The following is a 21,258-nucleotide window of genomic DNA, read 5'->3' as shown; positions in this document are numbered from 1 at the left end:
GGCCATGACGCAGTACGCGATAATCACCGACCTGAACCGCTGCGTTGGCTGCCTGGCCTGCACGGTTGCGTGCAAGGCGGTCAACGGCGTGGACATCGGGTCGTTCTGGATCAAGACGCTCCGCATCGGGCCGAACCCGAAGGCGGGCGGAAGCGGCGACTGGCCGGACGTGGAGATGTACTTCCTTCCCATCCAATGCCAGCACTGCGCCGACCCCGAGTGCGTGAAGGTGTGCCCGACAGGGGCCTCGCAGAAGATGGCCGACGGCACCGTGCAGATCGACAAGTCCAAGTGCATCGGCTGCCAATTCTGCGCGATGAGCTGCCCCTACAACGTGCGCTACCTCAACGAGGAGGAGCGCGTGGTGGAGAAGTGCACCCTCTGCGAGCAGAAGGTGGCGCAGGGCGAGCTGCCCCAGTGCGTGGCGCAGTGCGGCTCGCGGGCACGGTTCTTCGGCGACTTGGAGCAGGGCGTGGACTCGTTCGAGGGTCCGGCCCATCCCGACGCGCTGTCGTGCGGCTACGACGACATGCAGGCGACGCGCGTGACGCTGAAGGAGTACGTGGAGCCCTACACCGAGGCGGACATCCATCGCCTGCCCGACGTGGGCAACGGGCCCGAGCTCATGTACATCCTGCGCGATCGAGAGTGGAAGGGAGGCGGTGAGTGATGGAATTGCAGTGGCCTTTGATTGTGTTCACCACGCTGGTGGCGTGGAGCGCGGGGCTCTTTGCGAGCCAGAGCTTGATGGCGCTGGTGGGTGCCGGCAAGAAGTCGCAGATGGCGGCGTGGGTGGCGAGCGCCGTGCTGCTGGCCGTGGGCGGCGTGGCGGTGTTCTTCCACTTGGAGCACTGGGAGAGGATCTTCAACGGGTTCGGGCATTTGACGAGCGGGATAACCCAGGAGCTGATAGCCATCGTGGCGCTTGCCGTCGTGGCTGTGGTGTACCTGGTGATGATGCGGAAGTCTCCTGACGGCGCGAGCGTGCCGAAGTGGCTGGCCGGCGTGTCGATCGCGGTGTGCGTGGTGCTCGTCGCGGTGATGGCGCACTCGTACACCATGGCTGCTCGTCCGGCGTGGGATAGCGTGCTCTGGATCCTCTACGTCCTCGGCAACGCCTGCGTCCTCGGACCGTGCACGATGGCCGTCATCATGGCCGTGCGCGGCGACGACGTGACACCGATCGCGCTGCCGGCCCTCATCGGTGCCGCCATAGCCGCCGTGACCGCCGTGGCTTTCGCCGCCTTCCTCCAGGCCTCCGGCGGCTCCTTCGCCGAGGTGGGCTTCTACTTCGACCCGACGCATCCGACGAAGGCCATGGCCGACGCCGCAGGCGTGGTCGCCGCCCAGGCCCCGCTCCTCTGGGCCGGCGCGGTAGCCGTCGGCGGCATCGTCCCCCTGGCCGCCGCCCTCCTCGGCCGCAAGTCCGCCAACTGGAAGCTCTGGGGCTCCGTCGCCGTCATCGCCGCCCTGATCGGCGCGGTCTGCCTGAGAGTCGCCTTCTACAACCTGGGCCTCAGCGTCTTCATGTTCTACTAGCGTTGAAAATGGCATAAAAGGGGACAGTCCCCTTTTATGCCAAAATCCCTCGGTGTCCCAAATGGGGACTGTCCCCATTTGGGACATCCGGAGCCCCCTGCGGGCGCGGTTCGTCTCCCCCAACTCCCTTGCAGACGACGAGCCGCCCCCGCAGGGGGCTCCGGGCGCGTTTTCGGGGCCTCTTGCGAAAAAAATGCGCGCAATGGACGGATTGATGCTGCTGAGGTGGCATTTCGACCTGGGGGTTTCCCTTGCGCGCCCTCGCGAAGACGTCCTTAAAGCGGCGTTTCGCCCTGCAGAATCGTCCATTGGGCGCAAAAATTCAGCCGAGAGTCCGTAAAGTCCTACTCCCGCTGTGGCACACGCCATAATCCGACCCGGGTAAACGACGCGTGGTCGCCCGTGCTGCCTGTGCTGCAGCCCCGGGGACGAGCCCTGCGTTCGTGGGTTTTTGACAAATGAGAGCGAATAGCTGGCATCGAGGTGAAGGCGCGATACAATTCAGCTCAAACAAGAGCGAGCGAAAGGACCGCATATGGAACGCGACGTGGCATGGAGGAAGTACGACGAGGCCGACCTCGAGGCGCTCGAGCAGCTGGCCGCCGAGTACATCGACTTCATCTCGGACAACAAGACGGAGCGCGAGTGCGCCGCGGCGGCCATCGCGCAGGCCGAGGAGCACGGCTACCGTCCGCTCGACGAGGCGGTGCGCGACGGACGCGCGCTCGCGGCCGGCGACAAGGTGTGGGCGCTCGCGCACGGCAAGGCGCTCATCCTGGCGCACATCGGGAGGCGGCCGCTCGCGGAGGGGCTGAACATCCTCGGCGCGCACATCGACTCGCCGCGGCTCGACCTCAAGCAGAACCCGTTTTCCGAGGCCAACGGCCTGGCGCACTTGGACACGCACTACTACGGCGGCATCAAGGCCTACCAGTGGGTCACGTTGCCGCTCGCGCTGCACGGCGTGGTGGCCAAGACCGACGGCACCGTGGTGGAGGTGAACGTGGGCGACGACGAGGGCGACCCCGTGTTCTGCGTCACCGACCTGCTCATCCACCTGGCGAACAAGCAGATGGGCAAGAAGGCGAGCGAGGTCGTGGAAGGCGAGGACCTGGACATCCTCGTGGGCAACCGTCCGCTGGTCACCGCCGAGGGCGACGCCGAAGCCGACGCGGAGAAAGACCCCGTGAAGGCCTTCGCGCTCAAGCTGCTGGCCGACAAGTACGGCATCTCCGAGGAGGACTTCCTCTCGGCCGAGATCGAGGCCGTGCCCGCCGGACGCGCCCGCGAGCTGGGCTTCGACCGCAGCATGGTGATCGGCTACGGCCAGGACGACCGCGTGTGCGCCTACACCTCGCTCGCGGCGCAGCTGGCGCTCAACGACGCGCCGGAGAAGACGGCGGTGTGCGTGCTCGTGGACAAGGAGGAGATCGGCAGCGTGGGTGCCACGGGCATGGCGTCGCAGTTCTTCGAGAACACGATGGCCGAGATCATGGAGCTGGCCGGCGAGGGCGGCCCGCTGCCGCTGCGCCGCGCGCTGGCCGCGTCGAGCATGCTGTCCTCCGACGTGTCCGCCGGCTTCGACCCCGCCTACGCGAGCGTCTTCGAGGCGAAGAACAGCGCGTATCTGGGCCGCGGCCTGGTGTTCAACAAGTACACGGGCTCGCGCGGCAAGAGCGGCAGCAACGACGCCTCCGCCGAGTACGTCGCGCGCATCCGCCGCGTCATGGACGACGCCGGCGTGTCGTTCCAGACCGCCGAGCTCGGCCGCGTCGACGCGGGCGGCGGCGGGACCATCGCCTACATCCCCGCGAAGTACGGCATGGACGTCATCGACTCCGGCGTGGCCGTGCTGTCGATGCATTCGCCGTGGGAGGTCACCAGCAAGGCCGACATCTACGAGGCCTTCAAAGGCTACGAGGCGTTCCTGAGGAACGCGTAAGCCGAACGGGCGCGGCCGGCCCACCCGGGTCGGCCGCGCTGGAGGGCATTGTCGGCCGAAACACACGCCACAGCGCCCTGAAGCGTGTGTTTCGGTCGACAATCGGGATGGGAGAGCGCCACTGCCCGTCTCCTTGTTGGCGTGGCGGCCGGTTTCCGTTACACTGCTCGCATTTGACCATGCGCGCCTGCGGCGGCAAGCTGCGGGCGCTTTGCATATAAAGCGAGGACAATCGATGGCTCGAGAGAAATTCGGATCCCGGCTGGGATTCATCCTGATCAGTGCCGGGTGCGCCATTGGGCTCGGGAACGTGTGGCGTTTCCCCTACGTCGCGGGCAAGTACGGCGGCGCGGCGTTCGTGCTCATGTACCTGCTGTTCCTGGCGGTGTTCGCGCTGCCCATCCTGGTGATGGAGCTCTCGGTGGGGCGCGCCAGCCAAAAAGGCGTCGCGCGCAGCTTCGACGAGCTGGAGCCGGCGGGCGCGAAATGGCACCGCTTCAAGTGGATCGCGCTGGCGGGCAACTACCTGCTCATGATGTTCTACACCACGGTGGCCGGCTGGATGATCGCATTCATGCTGTTCAGCGGCGCGGGAACGTTCGAGGGGCTGGATGCGCGCGGCGTGGAGGGCGTGTACGGCGGCTTGCTTGCCGACCCGTGGCTGATGACGGCGCTTATGCTGGCCGTGGTGCTGATCGGCGTGCTCGTGACGCGCGCCGGCCTGAAGAACGGCGTGGAGCGCATCACGAAGGTGATGATGGTCGCGCTGTTCGCCGTGCTCGGGGTGCTCGTGGTGCGCGCGGTCACGCTGCCGGGGGCGGGCGAGGGGCTCGCGTTCTACCTCATGCCCGACTTCGGGAAGCTCTTCGCGGGCGGGTGGAGCACGTTCGCCGACGCCGTGTTCGCGGCCATGGGCCAGGCGTTCTTCACCGTGTCGGTGGGCGTGGGCTCGATGTCCATCTTCGGCAGCTACATCGACAAGCGCTACCGCCTCACGGGCGAGGCGCTGCGCATCGCCGGGCTCGACACGCTCGTAGCTATCATGGCGGGCCTCATCATCTTTCCCGCATGCTTCGCGTTCGGCGTCGAGCCGGGAAGCGGTCCGGGGCTCGTGTTCATCACGCTGCCGAGCGTGTTCTCGCAGATGCCGTTCGGCCAGCTGTGGGGCACGCTGTTCTTCCTGTTCATGAGCTTCGCGGCGCTCTCCACGGTCATTGCGGTGTTCGAGAACATCATGAGCTTCGGCATGGACGAGTGGGGCTGGTCGCGCCATAAGTCGTGCCTGGTGAACGGCGTGGCGCTGGCGGCGCTCTCGCTGCCGTGCGTGCTGGGGTTCAACGTGTGGGCGGGCGTGGAGGTGCCGGGCATCGGCAACATCCAGGCTATCGAGGACTTCCTCATGTCGAATAACGTGCTGCCGCTGGGCGCGCTCGTGTTCCTGCTGTTCTGCACCACGCGCCGCGGCTGGGGCTGGGACGCGTTCCTGCGCGAGGCCGACTCGGGCGAGGGCGCGCGCTTCCCCCGCTGGGCCCGCGGCTACGTGCGCTTCGCCCTGCCCGTGCTCATCGTGGCCGTGTTCGCGGCCGGCTACGTCCCCATCGTGCGCACCTGGCTGGGCATGGGGTAGGGGTTTCTGGCTGGATTCTGCTCTTTTCTCTTCATCTTGTGGTTAGAATCGGTTAGAATAGATGAGAAACGATTCGAATCAGGTAGAATCAGGTAGAATCAGGTAGAAGGCGGCGAAAGGAACGACATGCACGAAGGGCCCGCTCTGGAATACAAGAGGCAATGGACCGACGGCATCAAAAAGACCATCGTCGCCTTCGCCAACAGCGAGGGCGGGACGCTGCTCGTGGGCGTCGATGACGAGGGCAACACGGTCGGCGTCGACGATTGCGACCAGTGCATCGTCAAGATCATGCAGTCGGCGGGCAACGCCATCAAGCCGGACGTCACCCTCTTCGTGCATGCGCAGGTGGAGGAGCGGGAGGGAAAGCCCATTGTGCGCGTCGAAGTTCGGCGCGGCACGGCGCGTCCCTACTACCTGGCTGAAAAGGGGATCCGTCCTGAAGGTGTGTACGTGAGGCAGGGAGCTCTCTCCGCGCCCGCGTCGGAGGCCGCCATTCTGGCCATGATAAAAGAAGCGGCGGGCGACTCGTACGAGAACGAGCGCTCGCTTGTCCAGGATCTCACGTTCGAGGAGGCGGCTCGGGCGTTCGGTGATGCCGGCGTGCCGTTCGAGGTCCATCATATGCGGACGCTCGGCCTGATCGACGAGGACGGCCTGTTCACGAACCTCGCCCTGCTCCTGTCCGACCAGTGTCCGGCCACCGTGAAGGCCGCCGTGTTCCAAGGCGCGGTCAAAGCCACGTTCTTGGACCGTTTCGAATTCGAAGGCTCTCTTTTCCGCCAGTTCAGAGAGGTGCTGAGCTTCGTCGACCGCTACAACGCCACGCGCTCGGAGATAGGCCCCGACATGCGGCGCATCGACATGCGCGATTATCCCGAGGTCGCCGTGCGCGAGGCGCTGCTCAACATGTTCGTCCATCGGGAATACGCGGTGCCCGGTCCGGCGCTGGTGAGCGTGTTCGACGACCGCGCCGAGTTCCTCAACATCGGGGGCCTGCGCCCGGGTATTTCGGAAAACGATATGAAGACCGGCGTCTCCGTGAGCCGCAATCCCCGTTTGGCGAACGTGCTGTACCGTCTCAAGTGGGTCGAGGCGTACGGCACAGGCGTGCAGAAGATCATGGGCAGCTACGAGGGCTCGCGCCAAGCCCCTCGCTTCGACGTGAGCGACAACGCGCTCAAGGTGACGCTGCCGTCGATGCGCGACGACCGGCATGCGCCTGAAGAGCTTGTCGAGCCGACTGGCCCCTTCTTCGGCGCGACGTCCGCTTCGCCCGATCGGTCGGTCTCCCGCATCGAGTACGCCGTCGTTCAGCTGGCGAAGGAGCGCGGCGAGATCACGCGCAAGGAAGTGGAGGAGGAGCTCGGCACCTCGCAGTCGGCGACCGTCCGGCTTCTCTCCCGTCTGCAGGAACGGGGACTGCTCTTCCGCGTCGGCAAAGGAAAAAACACGGTGTACCTGGCATGAAATGGGCTGCCAGCGGCACTGCTCTCCGGGGCGGGAAAGGCTCCCTGTCCCAGTCGCCTAGGGCATGCTTCTCCCGCTGGTTTTCTCCCGCACCTTGATGCTGATGGCGTTCGCCGGGCAAGCCTCCACGCATGCGCCGCACTTGGAGCATTCGGGAATGCGCGCGCTGTGGGGATCGACCTGCTCAGGGCACGCCTCCACGCACGCGCGGCAGTCTATGCCGGACGTGCGCAGGCACGCTTCGCGACGGACGCGGGGTCGCAGCGTGCGGTTCGCGACGGCGAGAAGCGAGACGAGCGCGCTCACGGGGCAGATCTTCGCACACCATTTCCGTAGGAACACCACTTCGACCAGCAAGATAGCCGGGAAAATCAGCAGGCCCCACGACGTCTCGTTGAATCGGAGCAGATGCCAGAGCCCAATGAACGTGGCGAACGTGAGGCCGATGGGGCACACGAGGCAGAACACCGGGAAGCCGAACACTGCGGTCGCGCCCAACGCACCAAGCAGCGAGGCGTGTCGGGTGTCGAAGCGCACGCCGTCTCGCTTCCCGCCGACGGGCTGGAGCACGCACGTGGTGCAGCCGTGACACCCTTCGCGCCCCGTTTCGCCCTCGCGCTTGCACGCATCATCGCGCAAAACCTTCTTCTTGGGCCTGATGAGGCGCTCGAGCCACGGAGCGGGGCACATCCACGCGCAGAACGCCTTGCCGACGAGCGCCACGGCAAGCGCCATGCCCGCCAATAGAAGCACGGGGTGCAGCACGACCTCCTTCGAGCCGATCATGGTTTCGAGCGCTCCGAGCGGGCAGAGCGCCGCGACGGCGTCGATGCCGAACGACGAGGGCGTGCCCGTGCCGGTGCGGAAGACGAGGCCGGCCGCTACGAGCGCGACGACGCTCGCGAAAACGAGGGCGCGCGCCCGCCGGAAGGGGAAGCGCCCGGAAGGCTTCGGCGGTTCGTCCGAAGGGGTGGGATGATCGTTTTCTCGCATGGCTATCCCTCGCTCCTCTCCACGTTGATGCCTCGCCGCACGCCTCCGGCGAAGGATCGGTACGCGTTCGACGGGCAGCGGTTCTCGCAGATGCCGCAGCCGTTGCAGCGGGCGACGTCCACCACGGGGCGGCCCGACGAGTCCGCGGTCAATGCCTCGTAGGGACATGCGTCCACGCAGATGCGGCAGCTGCCCTGTATCCAGGCGATGCAGCGTTCCTGATCCACGATGGCTGTACCGATGCGGTTGACCTCCTCGTCCACGCCCGCCAAAGCGCCGGTGGGGCACACGTCCTCGCAGCGTCCGCAGAAGTCGCAGATGCCGCGATGGAAGTCCATGATGGGCGTGCGCCAGCTCAGCAGGCCGTCTTCCAGCACGCCGGTGCGGATGCACCCTTGCGGGCACGCGGAGCGGCACCGATCGCATTTCAGGCAGAGCGCTTGGAAGAGCCCTTCGTCCTCCGCGCTCGGCGGCCGCAGCGGGGCGTCGCCGCCGTCAAGCGCCTGGGCGGTTCCGCCGACGGCGAAGCTCGCAGCGACGAGCGCGCCGCCGGCGAGAAACGATCTGCGGGTGAGTGAGGTGTGCATGGCGATGCTCCTTGAAACGGAAGCGGGGGATGGGAGGTGCTCGAAGCTGGCGGCGAGGCGCTACCAGGGAGGGGGGAGGGGGCAGCGCCCCGCCGCCAGCTTGGAAGCCTGGAAGGCGCCGTCGAGGCGGCGCCTTCCAGGGAGGCTAGATCAGCCCGAAGAAGTCGTACAGGCCCGCGCCGACGACCCACATGGCGCAGCGGAACGCCACCGAGCCGGCGATCGCGACGACAAGGGCGACCGCCCCCCAGGTCAGCGCCTTATCGACTTTCTTCCAGGCGAAGGCTCCGCACGCGGCGGGCAGAGCGCCGCCGCACACCGCCGCCGCTACGAGCAGCGTGCCTTCTCCAGCGAAGGCGCCCGAAGCGGCCCCGTACGCGATCACGGCGACGAGCGACACCGCGCCGGCGACAAGCGTCGTCAGTCCGGCGAACGACAGCGCCTTGTCGTCCGCTTTCTGGACGGCGATGAGCGCCAGGTAGGCGGAGGCTCCCGAGGCGGCTGCCGTGCTCAGGTAGCCGAGCGGCAGCAGCTCGGTGTTCCAGGCGGCGATGGCAGACATGAGGTAGCTCTGACCGGCCATGAACGACATGAGCACCCCCAGAGCCATGCCGATGGCGGCGACCGCCTTGAGCGCTCCGCCGTCGATGCCGCGCTTCACCATGACGGCGAAGGCCGCGATGACGATGGCGAGCAGGCCCACGAGCACGGCCTCGGTGAAGATGCCCGACGTGGGGTGCTGCAGCGCGCCCAGCATGCGATCGGGATGGGACAGGTGCGTGACGGAGGCGAGGCCGCCCACCGCCAGCAACGCGAACGAGGCGACGGCGCCGACGAGCGCGCCTTTGTCGGTCTTGCGCGTGAAGACGTTGAGGCAGACGAAGAAGAACAGCCAGCCGCCCAACCCGGTGAGGGCGGTGAAGAGCACGAGGGACCATTGGATATCCATTAGTCGATCTCCTCCTTCCATTCGGCGTACTTCGGCGACAGGATGTAGGCCGTCTGCGGCGCGTTGCCCACGTCCTTCAGGCGATGCACGGCGTCCGCATCCGCAGCGGCGAGCGCCTTCGAGGCGTCGGAGCTCGGATCGTCCAGGTCGCCGTAGAAGCGAGCCGATCCGCAGCACGCGGCCACGCACTTCGGCTGCTCGCCGATGCTGGTTAGCTGGCCGCAGAGCGTGCACTTCTCAACGACGCTCTCCGAGGGGCTCCACGAGCGCACCCCGTAGGGGCAGGCCATCATGCAGTACTTGCAGCCGATGCACTTCTCCTTATCCACCAGCACCACGTTCGTTTCGGGGTCGCGGTACGACGCGCCCGTGGGGCACACGTGGGTGCACGGCGAGTCGGCGCACTGCTGGCACATGACGGGCAGGAAGTACTGCTGCAGGCGCGGGTAGTCCCCGAACGGGCCCACCTGCACCACCTTGCTCCAGAACGAGCCCAGCTCCACCTCGTTCTCGTTCTTGCAGGCGATCTCGCAGCCGTGGCAGCCGATGCAGCGGTCGAGGTCGACGACGATAGCGTAATGCGACATTATGCGGCACCTCCTCCGGTGTTCTCAGACGGTTGCGGCAGCCAAGGGGCGAAGTCGGTCGGCTCATACCAGATGCCTTCGGGGCGTTCGGCCTTCTCGATCTTCACGTTGATGCCGCGCAGGGTGTAGGTTCCGAACTCGGGGTTGTAATAGCCCGTGTTCTTCGTAAGCACGTTCATGTTGCTGGTCGTCCAGCTCTTGCGAGGATCGGCGCCCGCCTCGAGGAACTCGGGGTTCCAGAACCGCTCCATGTAGGCGCTGCCCTTCGCGATGCCCTCGGTGACGCGGGCCACGCCGAAGATGCCGTCCTTGACGAGCGCCTGCCCTTCGGAGGTGAGCTCCTCGCCCGTGTCCAGGTTGCAAAACACGTCCAGGCCGTCGGTGCGGGGCGACTTCACGTTCACCCAGTCGCCGTCCGCGATGCCGTGCTCGGCGGCGTACTCGGGGCTGATCCATACCTCAGGTGCGGGGTAGATCTCGCGGATATAGGGGTTGTTGCGCAGCGTGCCGTGGTGGAAGTGGGGGATGCGGCCTTCCGTGAGCACGAGCGGGTAGTCGTCGCCGTACTGCTGGATGTCCTCCGACTCCCGGTAGTAGGGCATGGGCTCGTACTCGACGGAAGCGGGCGGCATCTCGAACTTCTCGGTGCCGTGGCGGCCGATGTAGATCATCGTGTCGCCGTAGGGACCGCACTTGAGCGGGTTGTCCTTGATATCGCCCGCGGCGCAGCGGCCGAAGCCGGCGTAGGTCTTCCCGTCGCGCGCGAGGCCCTTGTACGTTTGCTCGTAGGGGGCGTTCCAGTACTCTTCGGGCTCGACGTCGTTGTAAGGGGCCTTCGCCACCAGCTCGTCCCAGGTCATGCCGGCGTTGGACGCCACGAACTCGTAGTACTCCTCCATGGTGTTCCAGTACGTCGGCGTCATGCCGCACGCCTCGGGGTCGAACGCCTTCTGCATGCCCTCGTGCCCGCGTTCGGCCAACGCCTTGGCCAGCATGGACCAGATGAACGTCTCGTCGATGCACTCGAACAGGTTCGTCACCGGCTGGCGGAGCAGCACGGTGTACAGCCGGCCCTGGAGAAACGCCGTCTCCAGCCATTCCGCCGTGGGCAGCAGGAGGTCGGCCGCCTCGGTGCTGAACGACGTGGGGTACATGTACATGTGCACGATAAGGTCGAGCTTGGGGAACGCGTCCACCCACGATGCGGAGTTGCCCAGCATGGCCATCTTGTTGCCCGAGCGCTCGATCCAGATGTGCGGCTGGTAAGGCTCGCCGGTGAGGATGGCGTTCAGGATGGTGGGGATGTGGCTGTGCATCCATCCGCCCAGCCCCTTGTGCTCCACGTAGCCCAGGCGGTTCGCGACGTTCTCGGGCGTTTGGAACTGATAGGGCGCGTCGCCCATGAAGCCGGTGGGGAACACGGTGGACTCCGCCGAATGCGGGAAGTTGTTGGCGGGGCTGCCGGGCTTGTCGATGTATCCCATCATGCAGTCGAGCGCCGCCGCGCCGATGGCAGCCTGCGTGGACTGCGGGTATTGGTCGGTTGCCACGCCCAGGCTGATGCCGCCGGATTCGCACTCGGCGTACAGCTTGATAGCCTCCTCAAGGTCGGCCGCGTCCACCATGCACACCTCGGCCACGTGCCCGAGCGTGAACTCGTCGGCCTGCTCCTTGTAGGCCTCGAACGCGGTTTTTGCTTTGATGACGGTGCCGTCAGCCAGCGTCACGTCGTAGGAGCCGAAGAGGGCGGGGTGGTAGGAGTCTTCGTTGTCGGGGGCCAGCGCGAAGGCCTTCGTCACTTGGCCGGTCTTCTCGTCGAAGTACACGTAGCCCTCGTTCTCGGCCGTGACGTCGTCGAACACCTTGCTCGCGCGCAGCAGCGCCCCGGCGGGATCGTTCGGATCAACCAAAAACGGCAGGTTGGTCCACTTCGCGCAGAACTCCTCGTCGTAGAGCTTGTGCTCGATGAGGTAGCGCACCCAGCCCAGCATCATGGCGACATCGGTGCCCGGTCGGATGGGTAGCCACACGTCGGCGCGCGCCGCATCGGGCGTGAAGCGCGGATCGATCACGACGGTCTTCGTGCCGGCTGCGCGCAGCTCCACCACGGCGCGGCCGGCCGACGAGGGCGCGTGCTGCGCGGGACCGGTGCCCCACATGACGTACGTGTCGATGGACACCTTCGGGTTGTAGAGCTCGGCGCACCCCGAGTCGGCGATGGATGTGTCGCCGGTACCATTGATGAGCGGCATGGTGTAGTTGCGCGGCAGGTAGCACTGGGCGCAGCCCGGTTCGAACACGTTGCCCGCGCCCCAGAAGTTGCGGAAGCGCGGCGGGCTGAAGAACTGCGGATTGCCGCCGCCTCCCGTGGAGCACAGCAGGCCTTCGAGGCCCGTCTTCGCCTTCATGTCCATGAGCGCGTCGGCGATGGTGTCGATCGCTTCCTCCCAGGTGATGCGCTCCCACTCGTTGCCGCCTCGTTCGCCCACGCGCTTCATGGGGTACTTGTTGCGGTTGGGATGGTAGAGCGCCTGGATGCCCGACAGGCCCTTGGGGCACACGCGTCCCTCGGACATAGGGTCGGCCGGATCGCCCTCAAGCTTCACCACGCGCCCGTTTCGCACGTGCGCGATGATGCCGCAGTTGGAAATGCAGGCGCGGCACGACGTGTGCACGAGTTTGACCTCGTCCTCTGCGTAGGCCTTGTCGCTTTCCACCAGGTTGCTCACCGTGGCGACGCCGCTTCCGAGCGCGGCCGCTCCCGCGGCGAGCGCCGATGCCTTCATGAAGCTGCGCCTGGTGAGGTTGGTTGCTGACATAGTCCCTCCTTCTTGTTCTCTGGGTTCGTCTCGTTATATGGCGAACGGGGTTCCGCCCGCCTGTCAAACCGCTGCGAGGGTGCGCTTCCCCGCAGCGGTGGTGACCCATGCTCCGTCCCAGACCAATCCGCCCGCCTCCTCCAGTCGATCGACGAAGTAGGAGGGATGCAGCCTCTGTCCCGCGCTCAGTCGGCTGGGGGCCAGGGCGGGATCGTCCGCGAGCAGCGAGTTGATCTCGTCGAGCGTGCGCGGCTCGGTGCAGAAGCCGAGCACCCGCGCGTACGCTTCGCGTCGGGAGGGCGTCCGGTTGACAATCGCCGCCACCCGGCGTTCGGGGGCGAGCAGGTCGCGCGCCGCCCGCCCTGCCGCCGTGGCGACCAGGCGATACTCCGCGACAAGGTCCTCGATGGCGTCGTCGTCGAGCCCCGCGGCCCGCAGCTCCTCGGCGCGCTCGTCGTCGATGATGCGGCCGTCCTCGTCGTAAGCGAGGAGCGAGAGCCCGCCCGCGGCGACGAGGTTGCGCAGGAGCGCGTAAGGAGTTTGGAGAGCTGAGGCGGCCTCGGGCTGATCCGCCAGATGAGCCTCGGCGTCGCCGTGCGCGCGCTCTTCGGAGCAGAATGCGAGCGCCTTGTAGAGCAACTCGCGATGGCGCGGATGGTTGAAAAGGCAATTGGCCACGGAAGCGACTTCTTCCTCGGTCGGCGCGTCGGCGCGCCCGTCTCTGTTCGTCAAGGTGTCCCCCTTCGCCGTTTTCTCGACGAGGCCACCCTACGAGCGCTCGACGTGCGGCGCATCGTCACCTGCGTTCTAAATCAAGGATGGGGAGAGCGCGCTCTAGTCAATCGGTGACTAGTCCGAGCCTGGCCGCACGGCAAGATAGAGCGAAACGTTCGATGCGCCTCTTGCCCGCGCCAGCCTAGAATGGGGCGACCGCAGACGAGAGAAGGGACGGGGAACATGGATGATCGCATCGTGGCGAACGAGAGGCGAGGGGCGTCGGGGCTGGATGAGGGCATGCGCCTGTCGCTTGCGCAAGAGGCCGAAGCACGGGCGGCGTTTTACCGGATGCTGTCGTCGCTGTACTTCAAGGAGCTCGACCAGGAGGGGATTGACCGCTTGGCCGAGGCCGACCTGACGGGCACGGGCATCGATGACGAGCTCATGCAGCAAGGATACGCCGACCTGGCGGCAAGCCTGAGGCATCGAGACGGCGGCACGCGCCAGGAGCTTGCGGCCGACTTCGCCGGCGCCATCCTGGCCGCGGGATCCTATGAGGAGCGGCGCGCCACGCCCTACGAGAGCGTGTTCATGTCCGAGACGGGGCTGCTCATGCAGGAGGCGCGCGACGATGTGTACCGGCGTTTCTGCGAGGCGCGGGTGGCCGTGGACGAGGGGCTGCGCACGCCGGAGGATCATTTGAGCTTCGAGTTCGAGTTCATGGCCGCCCAGGCCGACCGATTGGCCCAGGCCCTGCGATCCGGCCGGGCCGAAGACGCCGCCGAGGCCCTGCGGATGCAGCGCTCGTTCCATCTCGATCATCTGCTGAACTGGATCGATGCCTTTTGCGATTGCTTGGACGCGTGCGCCCGCACGCGCTTCTACCGCGGCGTCTCCAAGCTGACGCGCGGTTTCGTGCGCCTGGACGAGGGCCTCATGCGCGAAGCGTCCGAGGTCTTGTGCTAGGATAGCTTCGTCGGGAGAGGGAACGCGGCTGGGGGCCGCGTGCTGGTCGGAGGGGCTTATGACGGATACCGGTGGGCCGAGGGGCGCGTTGGCCGGGCTGCTTGCACTGCTCGACGACGCGTTGCCGCTTTTGAAGTACTTCGGGTTCGCGTTCTGGGTCGCCTGGTTCGGGGTGGCCTACACGAGCTCCGTCTGGGTTGAGAACGTGGAGGAGACGGCCTGGGTTGTGTCCGACATGTTCTTCGCTTCGACGGCGGCCCATGCCCTCATCCTGCTTGCTTTCGCCGCCTTCGCGAAACGCGTGGCTGTGCTGGCCAGCCGGCCATGGTTCGTGCTGGCGGGAGGCATCGCGGCTTCGTGCGGGTGCGTGCTTGTGATAGCGGCGGGGCCGGAGTACCTGTATTCGCAGGCGGCGTTCTATGCGGGCAGCGTGCTCACCGGCGTCGGCACGGCCGCGCTCAGCCTGAACGCAGGCCTCTTGCTGTGCGCGATCCGTCCCCGGCAGGCGCTGCGCATCATCCTGCAGTGCGAGTTGCTCGCGGCCCTCATGCAGTTCATGGTGCTGGGGCTTCCGGGACCTGTGGATGCGGCGTGCTTCGTGGCGCTGCCGCTGCTTTCGGCAGCCTGCTTCGTCGTCGGGTGCCTCAAGCGCGTCGTGCCCGCCGTTCAGGAGAGTCAGCGTCTCAAGCCCGTCAAATCGTTCGGGCGGTTCCTCGTGGTCGTGGGCATTTTGAGCGTCGCGGCGAATTTCAGCCGGGGAACGCATCAGATGTCTGTGTCGCCCACTCAGCTGGCGGTCGACGGCAGCATCACCGCGTTCGCCACGGTCGTCCTCTTCGCAGCGGTCGCCGTGGTCGTCGCCGTGAGGGCGGCCGACCTCAACTTCGGGCACCTGTTCTACCCAATGGCGCTCGCGCTCATCTTCTCGCTGCTCGTGTCGTATTTCTTCCCCGACACCGCGGCTGCGGCCGTGGTGCTGTCCGGCGTCGCCTTCCAGCTGTTCGATGCGGTCATGTGGTATATGTTCTCGTACGTGGTATACCAGTCGAAAGCTTCGGCCATCCTCGTGGTGTGCCTCGGCCGCGCCGTCATCGCCGCGGGAGTGACCGTCGGCAACGCCTTGGGCGCGCTCGGCGCCGATTGGAGGATGGGGGATGCGCCTCTTTCCGCCGTCGTGTTCGTGCTGCTGTTCGCCGCGGCCGTCGCCGTGTTCTTCATATTCCCCGAGAAGCAGGTCGATCGCATGCTCCTGCCGATTCCCGACGAGGACGAGCCCGGGGCCTCCCCGATGGAGGAGGGCGACGACGAGGCGGAGCGCGCGGCGGCTGATGGCGATGGCGACGGCCCGTCGCGCAAGGGCCGTTGGAAGCGGCTCTGCCTCCAGCTGGGCGACGAGGCCCAACTCACCGAGCGTGAGAAGGAGGTCTTCGTGCTGCTGGCCCGCGGTTTCGGTTCGCAGTCCATCTCGGATGAGCTCACGGTGTCGCTGTACACGACGCGGGCCCACACGCGCAACATCTACGCGAAGCTCGGCGTCCATTCCCGGCAAGAGCTCGCCGAGCGCGTGCGGGAGTACGTTCGAAGTCGAAGCTGAGCGTCCTGATAGGGTATCAGCTCGATTGCGGGCGTTCCCTGCGCGCCCCGCCCCCTGCGCATGTTTTTCTCCATAATCCCTGGGAATCCTCGCGTTCCCGGGCCGCGCGTGGCTATAATAGCGAGCAACACCTGAGTAACGGGTGCGTGACGGCCCGCCTGCTATGCGAGCCCGCCGCGCACCGCGCACCGCCGACCGCAGATGGAGGAGTTCATGGCCTACTATTTCGACGAGCCGTCCCGCACGTTCAACGAGTATCTGCTCGTGCCGGGGTATTCGTCGTCCCAGTGCATTCCCGCCGACGTCAGCCTGAAGACGCCGCTCGTGAAATACAAGCGCGGCGAAGAGCCCACCATCTCGCTGAACATCCCCATGGTATCGGCCATCATGCAGGCCGTGTCCGACGACGGCATGGCCATCGCGCTGGCCACCGAGGGCGGCCTGTCGTTCGTGTTCGGCTCGCAGACCGTCGAGAAGCAGGCGGCCATGGTGGCGCGCGTGAAGGACTACAAGGCCGGGTTCGTGGAGAGCGACGCCAACCTCTCGCCCGAGATGACGCTGGCCGACGTGGTGGCGCTCAAGGAGAAGCACGGCCACTCCACCATGCCCGTCACGGCCGACGGCTCGGCGCACGGCAGGCTCGTGGGCATCGTGACCGGGCGCGACTACCGCCTGTCGCGCATGTCGATGGACGAGAAGGTGTCCAGCTTCATGACGCCGCGCGAGAGCCTGATCGTGGCGCCGGCCGACACCAGCCTGAAGGTGGCCAACGACATCATCTGGGACAACAAGCTGAACTCGCTGCCCGTGGTGGACGATGACGACAACCTCATGTACATGGTGTTCCGCAAGGACTACGACTCGCACAAGTCCAACCCCAACGAGATGCTCGATGCGCACAAGCGCTACATGGTGGGCGCGGGCATCAACACGCGCGACTACGCCGAGCGCGTGCCGGCGCTGGTGGCGGCCGGTGCCGACGTGCTGTGCATCGACTCGTCCGAGGGCTATTCCGATTGGCAGAAGCTCACCATCGAGTGGGTCCGCGAGCACTACGGCGACTCGGTGAAGGTGGGCGCGGGCAACGTGGTGGACGCCGAGGGCTTCCGCTTTTTGGCCGACGCGGGCGCCGACTTCATCAAGATCGGCATCGGCGGCGGCTCCATCTGCATCACGCGCGAGCAGAAGGGCATCGGCCGCGGCCAGGCCACGGCCACCATCGAGGTGGCGCGCGCCCGCGACGAATACTTCGAGGAGACGGGCGTGTACATCCCGCTGTGCTCCGATGGCGGCATCGTGTATGACCATCACATCACGCTCGCGCTGGCCATGGGCGCCGACTTCGTCATGCTGGGCCGCTACTTCGCCCGCTTCGACGAGAGCCCCACGAACAAGGTGAACATCAACGGCTCCTACATGAAGGAGTACTGGGGCGAGGGCTCGGCGCGCGCCCGCAACTGGCAGCGCTACGACCTGGGCGGCGACAAGAAGGGCATGTCGTTCGAGGAGGGCGTGGACTCGTATGTGCCCTACGCCGGCTCGCTCAAGGACAACGTCGACCTCACGTTGTCCAAGGTGAAGTCCACGATGTGCAACTGCGGCGCTTTGACCATCCCCGAGTTGCAGGAGAAGGCGAAGCTCACCGTGGTGTCGTCCACGTCCATCGTGGAGGGCGGCGCGCACGACGTGGTGCTCAAGGACAAGACCCCCTACGTGAGCAACACCATCCACTAGGCAAGACCTTCCCCCCTCCGGGAAGTTCTTCACAACAGCGTGTGGCCCGCCGGCCTCGGTCCCCGACCGAACACGGCGGGCCACACGCGCGTTCGGGGCCGCTAATCCTCCAGCTTCAGATCGCCTTCGCGGATGAGGCCAGCCTTGCGCATGGCGGCGGCGATGGCCCAGGTCAGCACCGCAGGCAGCACGAAGCACACCAGCACGAGGCCGATCCACTCGAAGGCACCCGCGGCCGGCCCACCGGCGGCCGCCTGGGCCACCCAGCCGGTGTATACGCCGATGGGGCCCACCAGCCCGCACGTGCCCATGCCCGAGGCCACGGCCGGGCCGTTCTGCTGCAGCACGAATACGCAGGTGGCGATAGGCCCGGTGACGGCCGAGGCGATGATGGGCGGCAGCCAGATGACGGGCCGCTTCATGATGTTGCCCATCTGCAGCATCGACGTGCCCAGGCCCTGGGACAAGAGGCCGCCCCAGCGGTTCTCGCGGAAGCTCATCACGGCGAAGCCCACCATCTGCGCGCAGCATCCCGCGAGCGCCGCGCCGCCGGCCAGCCCCGTGAGCCCCAGGGCCGCGCAGATGGCCGCCGACGAAATGGGCAGCGTGAGCGCGATGCCGATGACCACCGACACGATGATACCCATGAACAGCGGCTGCAGCTCGGTCGCCCACATGATGAACCCGCCCACCGACGACGCGAGCGCCCCGATCCACGGAGCCACGGCCAGCGCCAGCCCGCAGCCGCCCGCCACGGTGACGGCCGGCGTGACGATGATGTCCACCTTCGTCTCCTTCGACACCGCTTTGCCCAGCTCGGAGGCAACGATAGCAATGACGAGCACGGCCAAGGGCCCGCCCGCGCCGCCCGCCGCGTTGGCTGCGAAGCCCACGGCCGCGAGCGAGAACAGCACGAGGGGCGGGGTGCGCAGCGCGTAGCCGATGGCGATGGCCATGGCCGGCCCCGCCACGCTCTTGGCGAAGTCGCCAATTTGGTTGAAGAACGCCACGTGCGACAAATCGCCTACCGTGGTGAGGATGGTGCCGATGAGCAGCGACGCGAACAAGCCCTGCGCCATGGCCGACAGCGCGTCGATGGCGTAGCGCTGAAACGAGATCTCGATGTCCTTCCGTTTAAGGAAGGCGGAAACGGCGTGTTCTGACATGAGGCTCCCCCCGAGCGCGGCTGTTGGATGAACGGCCCCCATGCTACCCGAAGCGCGGCCAGCACCGCAGCTCGCATGCCGTGCGCGGTCGAATCCGCCGCTGGGCGCGCTCGCGCCGCCGATTCGCGCCCAGCTTCCAGCATTGGTTGATATAATGGCACGTCGGCAAGCAAGTAGCGGATGGATTCGGAGACGGCATGCTGGCAGGCGTTCCCTTGAGCGTGGCAATAGTGGAAGATGATGACGAGCAGGCGGACCTGCTCGAGCGGATGGCCCGCCGCCACCCGCAGGCGGATCGGCTCGCGATCGAGCGTTTCACGAGCGTTGCCGAACTCGCGCGTCGCGCGGCGGCACCCGTCAAGCCGGGCGAGCCGGCGCTCGACGTCGTGTTCATGGACATCCGCTTCGAGGGCGAGGAGCGTACCGGCATCGACATCGTGGCGGAGCTCTTCCCGGCCGGCTGCGGTACTCAGGTGATCTACGTGACCGGCTACCCAGAATTCTGCACGAAGGTGTACCGGACGGAGCACGTCTACTTCCTCACGAAGCCCGTCGCTGAGCCTGATTTCAACGACGCGCTCGACAAGGCGCTGCAGGCCATCGAGCGCGACCGCGGCGCGGCCATCGGGGTGACGGTGGGCAGCCGCCTGGTGAAGGTGCCGCCTCAGAGGATCAGCTACATCGAGAGCGACCGCCGCAAAGTGCGCATCTACCTGGTGGACGGCACGGTGCTGGAGAGCTACGCCGCGCTCGGCGCTCTGGCCGCGCTGCTGCCCGGCTCGTTCGCCCAGTGCCACAAGAGCTTCATCGTCAACATGACCTGCGTCGAGCAGCTCGAGCCCGACGCCGTGCGCCTGTCCTCCGGCGAGGCCGTGCCCCTGAGCCGCGGTCGCCGCCGCGAAGTGAAGGAGCGGTTCCTGTCGCACCTGCGCGCCTGCCTGTAGCGCCGCGGCCCGCGCGCGTGCGTTCAACGGTAGCAAAATCGTAATTTGCTAAATCGTAACTTCATAAAGTATACTTTCCTAAAAGGACGCGAAGGAAAGAAGGGCGCATGCCTTTTGTCGGAAGAGAGCGCGAGCTTCGAACGCTCGAGCAACTATATGAAACGGGCGCGTTCCAGATGCCCGTCATCTACGGGCGCAGGCGCGTAGGCAAGACGAGCCTTATCAACAAGTTCATAGAGGGAAAACCGGCCATTGTGTTCACCGCGCGGGAATCGAGCGCCAGGGAGAACCTCGTCGCGCTCAGCAAGGCTCTTGCCGATTTCTTGCAGGCTGGCGACATTGCGGCGCTCGACGCTCCAGCTCCGGTGTTCGAGTCGTTCGACGCGGCATTCGATCACGTGTTTCGAATCGCGCGCATCCGCCGCCTCGTCTTCGTGATCGACGAATACCCTTATCTGGCACAAAGCTATCGCCCGGTCTCGTCGCTCCTGCAAGCGAAAATCGACGAAGAGAAGGAAGCGAGCGGGCTCTTCCTCGTCCTTTGCGGCTCGTCCATGAGCTTCATGGAGCACCAGGTGCTGGGCTACCAGAGCCCGCTCTATGGGCGGAGAACCGCCCAGATCAAGGTCGAGCCGTTCGATGTGTTCGACTCGGCGAAGCTGCTTGAGGGCCTTTCCGCGGAGGACGTCGTGGCGTGGTACGGCATGGTGGGCGGCGTTCCGCTCTACTTGGAGCAATGCGACGCGTCCGCGACGCTAGAAAGGAACATGGCGGAAAACGTGCTGCGGGTCGATTCGTTCCTGTACGGGGAACCCGACTCGTACTTGCAGCAGGAGCTACGCGATCCGGCGATGTACAACGCCATCACGCGGGCGGTGGCCACGGGCATAGGAAGGCCGTCCGAAATCGCCGATGCTGCGGGCGTCGAGACGGCGGCGGTCACGGGATATTTGAAAAGCCTGATCGAGTTGGGAGTGGTTCGCAAGGAGCAGCCCGTCGTGGATGCGAACCGCAAAAAGGTGCGCTATCGCATAGCCGACAACCTGTTCCGTTTCTGGTATCGCTTCGTGCCGCAATACGCAACCCCCTTGCAGGCCGGCCGTCACGAGGAGATTGCGCGTCTCATCGAGGAGCGCCACTTGTCCACGTATCTCGGCCCGACGTTCGAGGACGTGTGCAGGCAGTGGCTCCTTCGCGAGATGGGCGCATCCCGCGTGCCGCTCATCTTGGACATCGGCCGCTGGTGGGGGAACGACCCCGCCCGCCGCGAACAGGCCGAGATCGACATCGTCGCCCTTTGCGACGAGGGGGAGGTGCTGTTCGCCGAGTGCAAATGGCGCGAGAAGCCTGTGGATGCGGACGTGCTTGAAACCTTGGAGCACCGCACTCGGTTGATTCCCGCGGACAGGCGCCTGCTGTTCGCGTTTTCGAAGACGGGCTTCACTGAAGCGTGCCGCGACCGAGCGAACGCGATGGGCGCGACGTTAGTGAGCTTGGATGAGATGGGGTTGTAGAAAAGCGGTCCAAGCGCGTCGCAACTTGAGCGCCTCCCCTCTTTACCGTTCGCCTTCGTTGTTGTGGGAAACGCTCGCAGAATGGGGGATTGCGCTTCCGACGTGCTATG

At 66.2% G+C, this 21,258-nt stretch carries 17 protein-coding genes; 10 read left to right on the top strand and 7 right to left on the bottom strand.

The window, feature by feature from the left end:
- The first annotated feature begins 4 nt into the window (after positions 1-4).
- The 5 genes from FX134_RS07920 to FX134_RS07900 all read left to right on the top strand — a co-directional run bounded on the left by FX134_RS07920 (position 5) and on the right by FX134_RS07900 (position 6,578).
- A complete protein-coding gene (locus FX134_RS07920) occupies positions 5-670 on the top strand; it encodes a 4Fe-4S dicluster domain-containing protein (RefSeq protein WP_080800122.1) in 666 nt (221 codons plus the stop codon).
- A complete protein-coding gene (locus tag FX134_RS07915) occupies positions 670-1,539 on the top strand; it encodes a dimethyl sulfoxide reductase anchor subunit family protein (protein WP_080800119.1) in 870 nt (289 codons plus the stop codon). The genes FX134_RS07920 and FX134_RS07915 overlap by 1 nt, the downstream gene beginning before the upstream one ends.
- Before the next feature lie 535 nt (positions 1,540-2,074).
- Positions 2,075-3,481: an aminopeptidase gene (locus tag FX134_RS07910; RefSeq protein ID WP_080800117.1), complete on the top strand. Its 1,407-nt coding sequence runs from the start codon at positions 2,075-2,077 to the stop codon at positions 3,479-3,481.
- 235 nt (positions 3,482-3,716) lie between these two features.
- Positions 3,717-5,108, top strand: coding sequence for a sodium-dependent transporter (locus tag FX134_RS07905; protein WP_080800114.1), 1,392 nt, complete (start codon positions 3,717-3,719; stop codon positions 5,106-5,108).
- Positions 5,109-5,234: 126 nt separating this feature from the next.
- A complete protein-coding gene (locus tag FX134_RS07900) occupies positions 5,235-6,578 on the top strand; it encodes an RNA-binding domain-containing protein (protein WP_080800111.1) in 1,344 nt (447 codons plus the stop codon).
- 57 nt (positions 6,579-6,635) lie between these two features.
- On the opposite strand, the gene FX134_RS07895 is transcribed toward FX134_RS07900, so the two are convergent.
- The 6 genes from FX134_RS07895 to FX134_RS07870 form a co-directional block, all read right to left on the bottom strand.
- A complete protein-coding gene (locus FX134_RS07895; RefSeq protein ID WP_080800108.1) occupies positions 6,636-7,571 on the bottom strand; it encodes a 4Fe-4S binding protein in 936 nt (311 codons plus the stop codon).
- A 2-nt stretch (positions 7,572-7,573) separates the two neighbouring features.
- Positions 7,574-8,158, bottom strand: coding sequence for a 4Fe-4S dicluster domain-containing protein (locus tag FX134_RS07890; protein WP_080800106.1), 585 nt, complete (start codon positions 8,156-8,158; stop codon positions 7,574-7,576).
- A gap of 145 nt (positions 8,159-8,303) precedes the next feature.
- Positions 8,304-9,107 (bottom strand): DmsC/YnfH family molybdoenzyme membrane anchor subunit, encoded by an 804-nt coding sequence (locus FX134_RS07885; protein WP_172623421.1) that lies wholly within the window; start codon positions 9,105-9,107, stop codon positions 8,304-8,306.
- Positions 9,107-9,694, bottom strand: coding sequence for a 4Fe-4S dicluster domain-containing protein (locus FX134_RS07880; RefSeq protein ID WP_080800102.1), 588 nt, complete (start codon positions 9,692-9,694; stop codon positions 9,107-9,109). The genes FX134_RS07885 and FX134_RS07880 overlap by 1 nt, the downstream gene beginning before the upstream one ends.
- On the bottom strand, positions 9,694-12,513 hold the full coding sequence (locus FX134_RS07875; protein ID WP_080800099.1) for a molybdopterin-containing oxidoreductase family protein: 2,820 nt from the start codon (positions 12,511-12,513) through the stop codon (positions 9,694-9,696). Before FX134_RS07875 ends, FX134_RS07880 begins: the two co-directional genes overlap by 1 nt.
- A gap of 63 nt (positions 12,514-12,576) precedes the next feature.
- A complete protein-coding gene (locus FX134_RS07870) occupies positions 12,577-13,245 on the bottom strand; it encodes a hypothetical protein (RefSeq protein WP_080800097.1) in 669 nt (222 codons plus the stop codon).
- Between the two features lie 225 nt (positions 13,246-13,470).
- On the opposite strand from FX134_RS07870, the gene FX134_RS07865 reads away from it, so the two are divergent.
- The 3 genes from FX134_RS07865 (at position 13,471) to FX134_RS07855 (ending at position 17,524) form a co-directional block, all read left to right on the top strand.
- On the top strand, positions 13,471-14,196 hold the full coding sequence (locus FX134_RS07865; RefSeq protein ID WP_172623420.1) for a TorD/DmsD family molecular chaperone: 726 nt from the start codon (positions 13,471-13,473) through the stop codon (positions 14,194-14,196).
- Between the two features lie 58 nt (positions 14,197-14,254).
- A complete protein-coding gene (locus tag FX134_RS07860) occupies positions 14,255-15,790 on the top strand; it encodes a helix-turn-helix transcriptional regulator (protein WP_087881550.1) in 1,536 nt (511 codons plus the stop codon).
- A gap of 213 nt (positions 15,791-16,003) precedes the next feature.
- Complete coding sequence (locus tag FX134_RS07855; RefSeq protein ID WP_080800089.1) at positions 16,004-17,524, top strand: IMP dehydrogenase; 1,521 nt, start codon at positions 16,004-16,006, stop codon at positions 17,522-17,524.
- A gap of 101 nt (positions 17,525-17,625) precedes the next feature.
- Here FX134_RS07855 and FX134_RS07850 read toward each other — a convergent pair whose 3' ends face one another.
- Positions 17,626-18,690: a PTS transporter subunit IIC gene (locus tag FX134_RS07850; RefSeq protein WP_080800087.1), complete on the bottom strand. Its 1,065-nt coding sequence runs from the start codon at positions 18,688-18,690 to the stop codon at positions 17,626-17,628.
- Positions 18,691-18,887: 197 nt separating this feature from the next.
- On the opposite strand from FX134_RS07850, the gene FX134_RS07845 reads away from it, so the two are divergent.
- Together FX134_RS07845 and FX134_RS07840 are read left to right on the top strand one after the other, a co-directional pair.
- Entirely contained in the window at positions 18,888-19,634 is a 747-nt protein-coding gene (locus FX134_RS07845) for a LytR/AlgR family response regulator transcription factor (protein WP_080800084.1), read from the top strand.
- A gap of 107 nt (positions 19,635-19,741) precedes the next feature.
- Positions 19,742-21,148 carry an ATP-binding protein gene (locus FX134_RS07840; RefSeq protein ID WP_080800081.1) on the top strand — a complete coding sequence of 469 codons (1,407 nt, stop codon included), beginning with the start codon at positions 19,742-19,744 and terminating at the stop codon, positions 21,146-21,148.
- Positions 21,149-21,258: the final 110 nt, after the last annotated feature.

Origin of the sequence: Arabiibacter massiliensis (genome assembly GCF_902386925.1) — a bacterium.
GTDB lineage: Bacteria > Actinomycetota > Coriobacteriia > Coriobacteriales > Eggerthellaceae > Arabiibacter > Arabiibacter massiliensis.
Note: the sequence above shows the minus strand (reverse complement) of the source record. Positions and strands in the feature narration are given on the sequence as shown.

Excerpts from the sequence above, each read along its gene's own strand:
- FX134_RS07920 (WP_080800122.1), top strand. The coding sequence starts at position 5 with ATGACGCAGTACGCGATAATCACCGACCTGAACCGCTGCGTTGGCTGC.
- FX134_RS07915 (WP_080800119.1), top strand. The coding sequence starts at position 670 with ATGGAATTGCAGTGGCCTTTGATTGTGTTCACCACGCTGGTGGCGTGG.
- FX134_RS07910 (WP_080800117.1), top strand. The coding sequence starts at position 2,075 with ATGGAACGCGACGTGGCATGGAGGAAGTACGACGAGGCCGACCTCGAG.
- FX134_RS07905 (WP_080800114.1), top strand. The coding sequence starts at position 3,717 with ATGGCTCGAGAGAAATTCGGATCCCGGCTGGGATTCATCCTGATCAGT.
- FX134_RS07900 (WP_080800111.1), top strand. The coding sequence starts at position 5,235 with ATGCACGAAGGGCCCGCTCTGGAATACAAGAGGCAATGGACCGACGGC.
- FX134_RS07895 (WP_080800108.1), bottom strand. The coding sequence starts at position 7,571 with ATGCGAGAAAACGATCATCCCACCCCTTCGGACGAACCGCCGAAGCCT.
- FX134_RS07890 (WP_080800106.1), bottom strand. The coding sequence starts at position 8,158 with ATGCACACCTCACTCACCCGCAGATCGTTTCTCGCCGGCGGCGCGCTC.
- FX134_RS07885 (WP_172623421.1), bottom strand. The coding sequence starts at position 9,107 with ATGGATATCCAATGGTCCCTCGTGCTCTTCACCGCCCTCACCGGGTTG.
- FX134_RS07880 (WP_080800102.1), bottom strand. The coding sequence starts at position 9,694 with ATGTCGCATTACGCTATCGTCGTCGACCTCGACCGCTGCATCGGCTGC.
- FX134_RS07875 (WP_080800099.1), bottom strand. The coding sequence starts at position 12,513 with ATGTCAGCAACCAACCTCACCAGGCGCAGCTTCATGAAGGCATCGGCG.
- FX134_RS07865 (WP_172623420.1), top strand. The coding sequence starts at position 13,471 with ATGGATGATCGCATCGTGGCGAACGAGAGGCGAGGGGCGTCGGGGCTG.
- FX134_RS07860 (WP_087881550.1), top strand. The coding sequence starts at position 14,255 with ATGACGGATACCGGTGGGCCGAGGGGCGCGTTGGCCGGGCTGCTTGCA.
- FX134_RS07855 (WP_080800089.1), top strand. The coding sequence starts at position 16,004 with ATGGCCTACTATTTCGACGAGCCGTCCCGCACGTTCAACGAGTATCTG.
- FX134_RS07850 (WP_080800087.1), bottom strand. The coding sequence starts at position 18,690 with ATGTCAGAACACGCCGTTTCCGCCTTCCTTAAACGGAAGGACATCGAG.
- FX134_RS07845 (WP_080800084.1), top strand. The coding sequence starts at position 18,888 with ATGCTGGCAGGCGTTCCCTTGAGCGTGGCAATAGTGGAAGATGATGAC.
- FX134_RS07840 (WP_080800081.1), top strand. The coding sequence starts at position 19,742 with ATGCCTTTTGTCGGAAGAGAGCGCGAGCTTCGAACGCTCGAGCAACTA.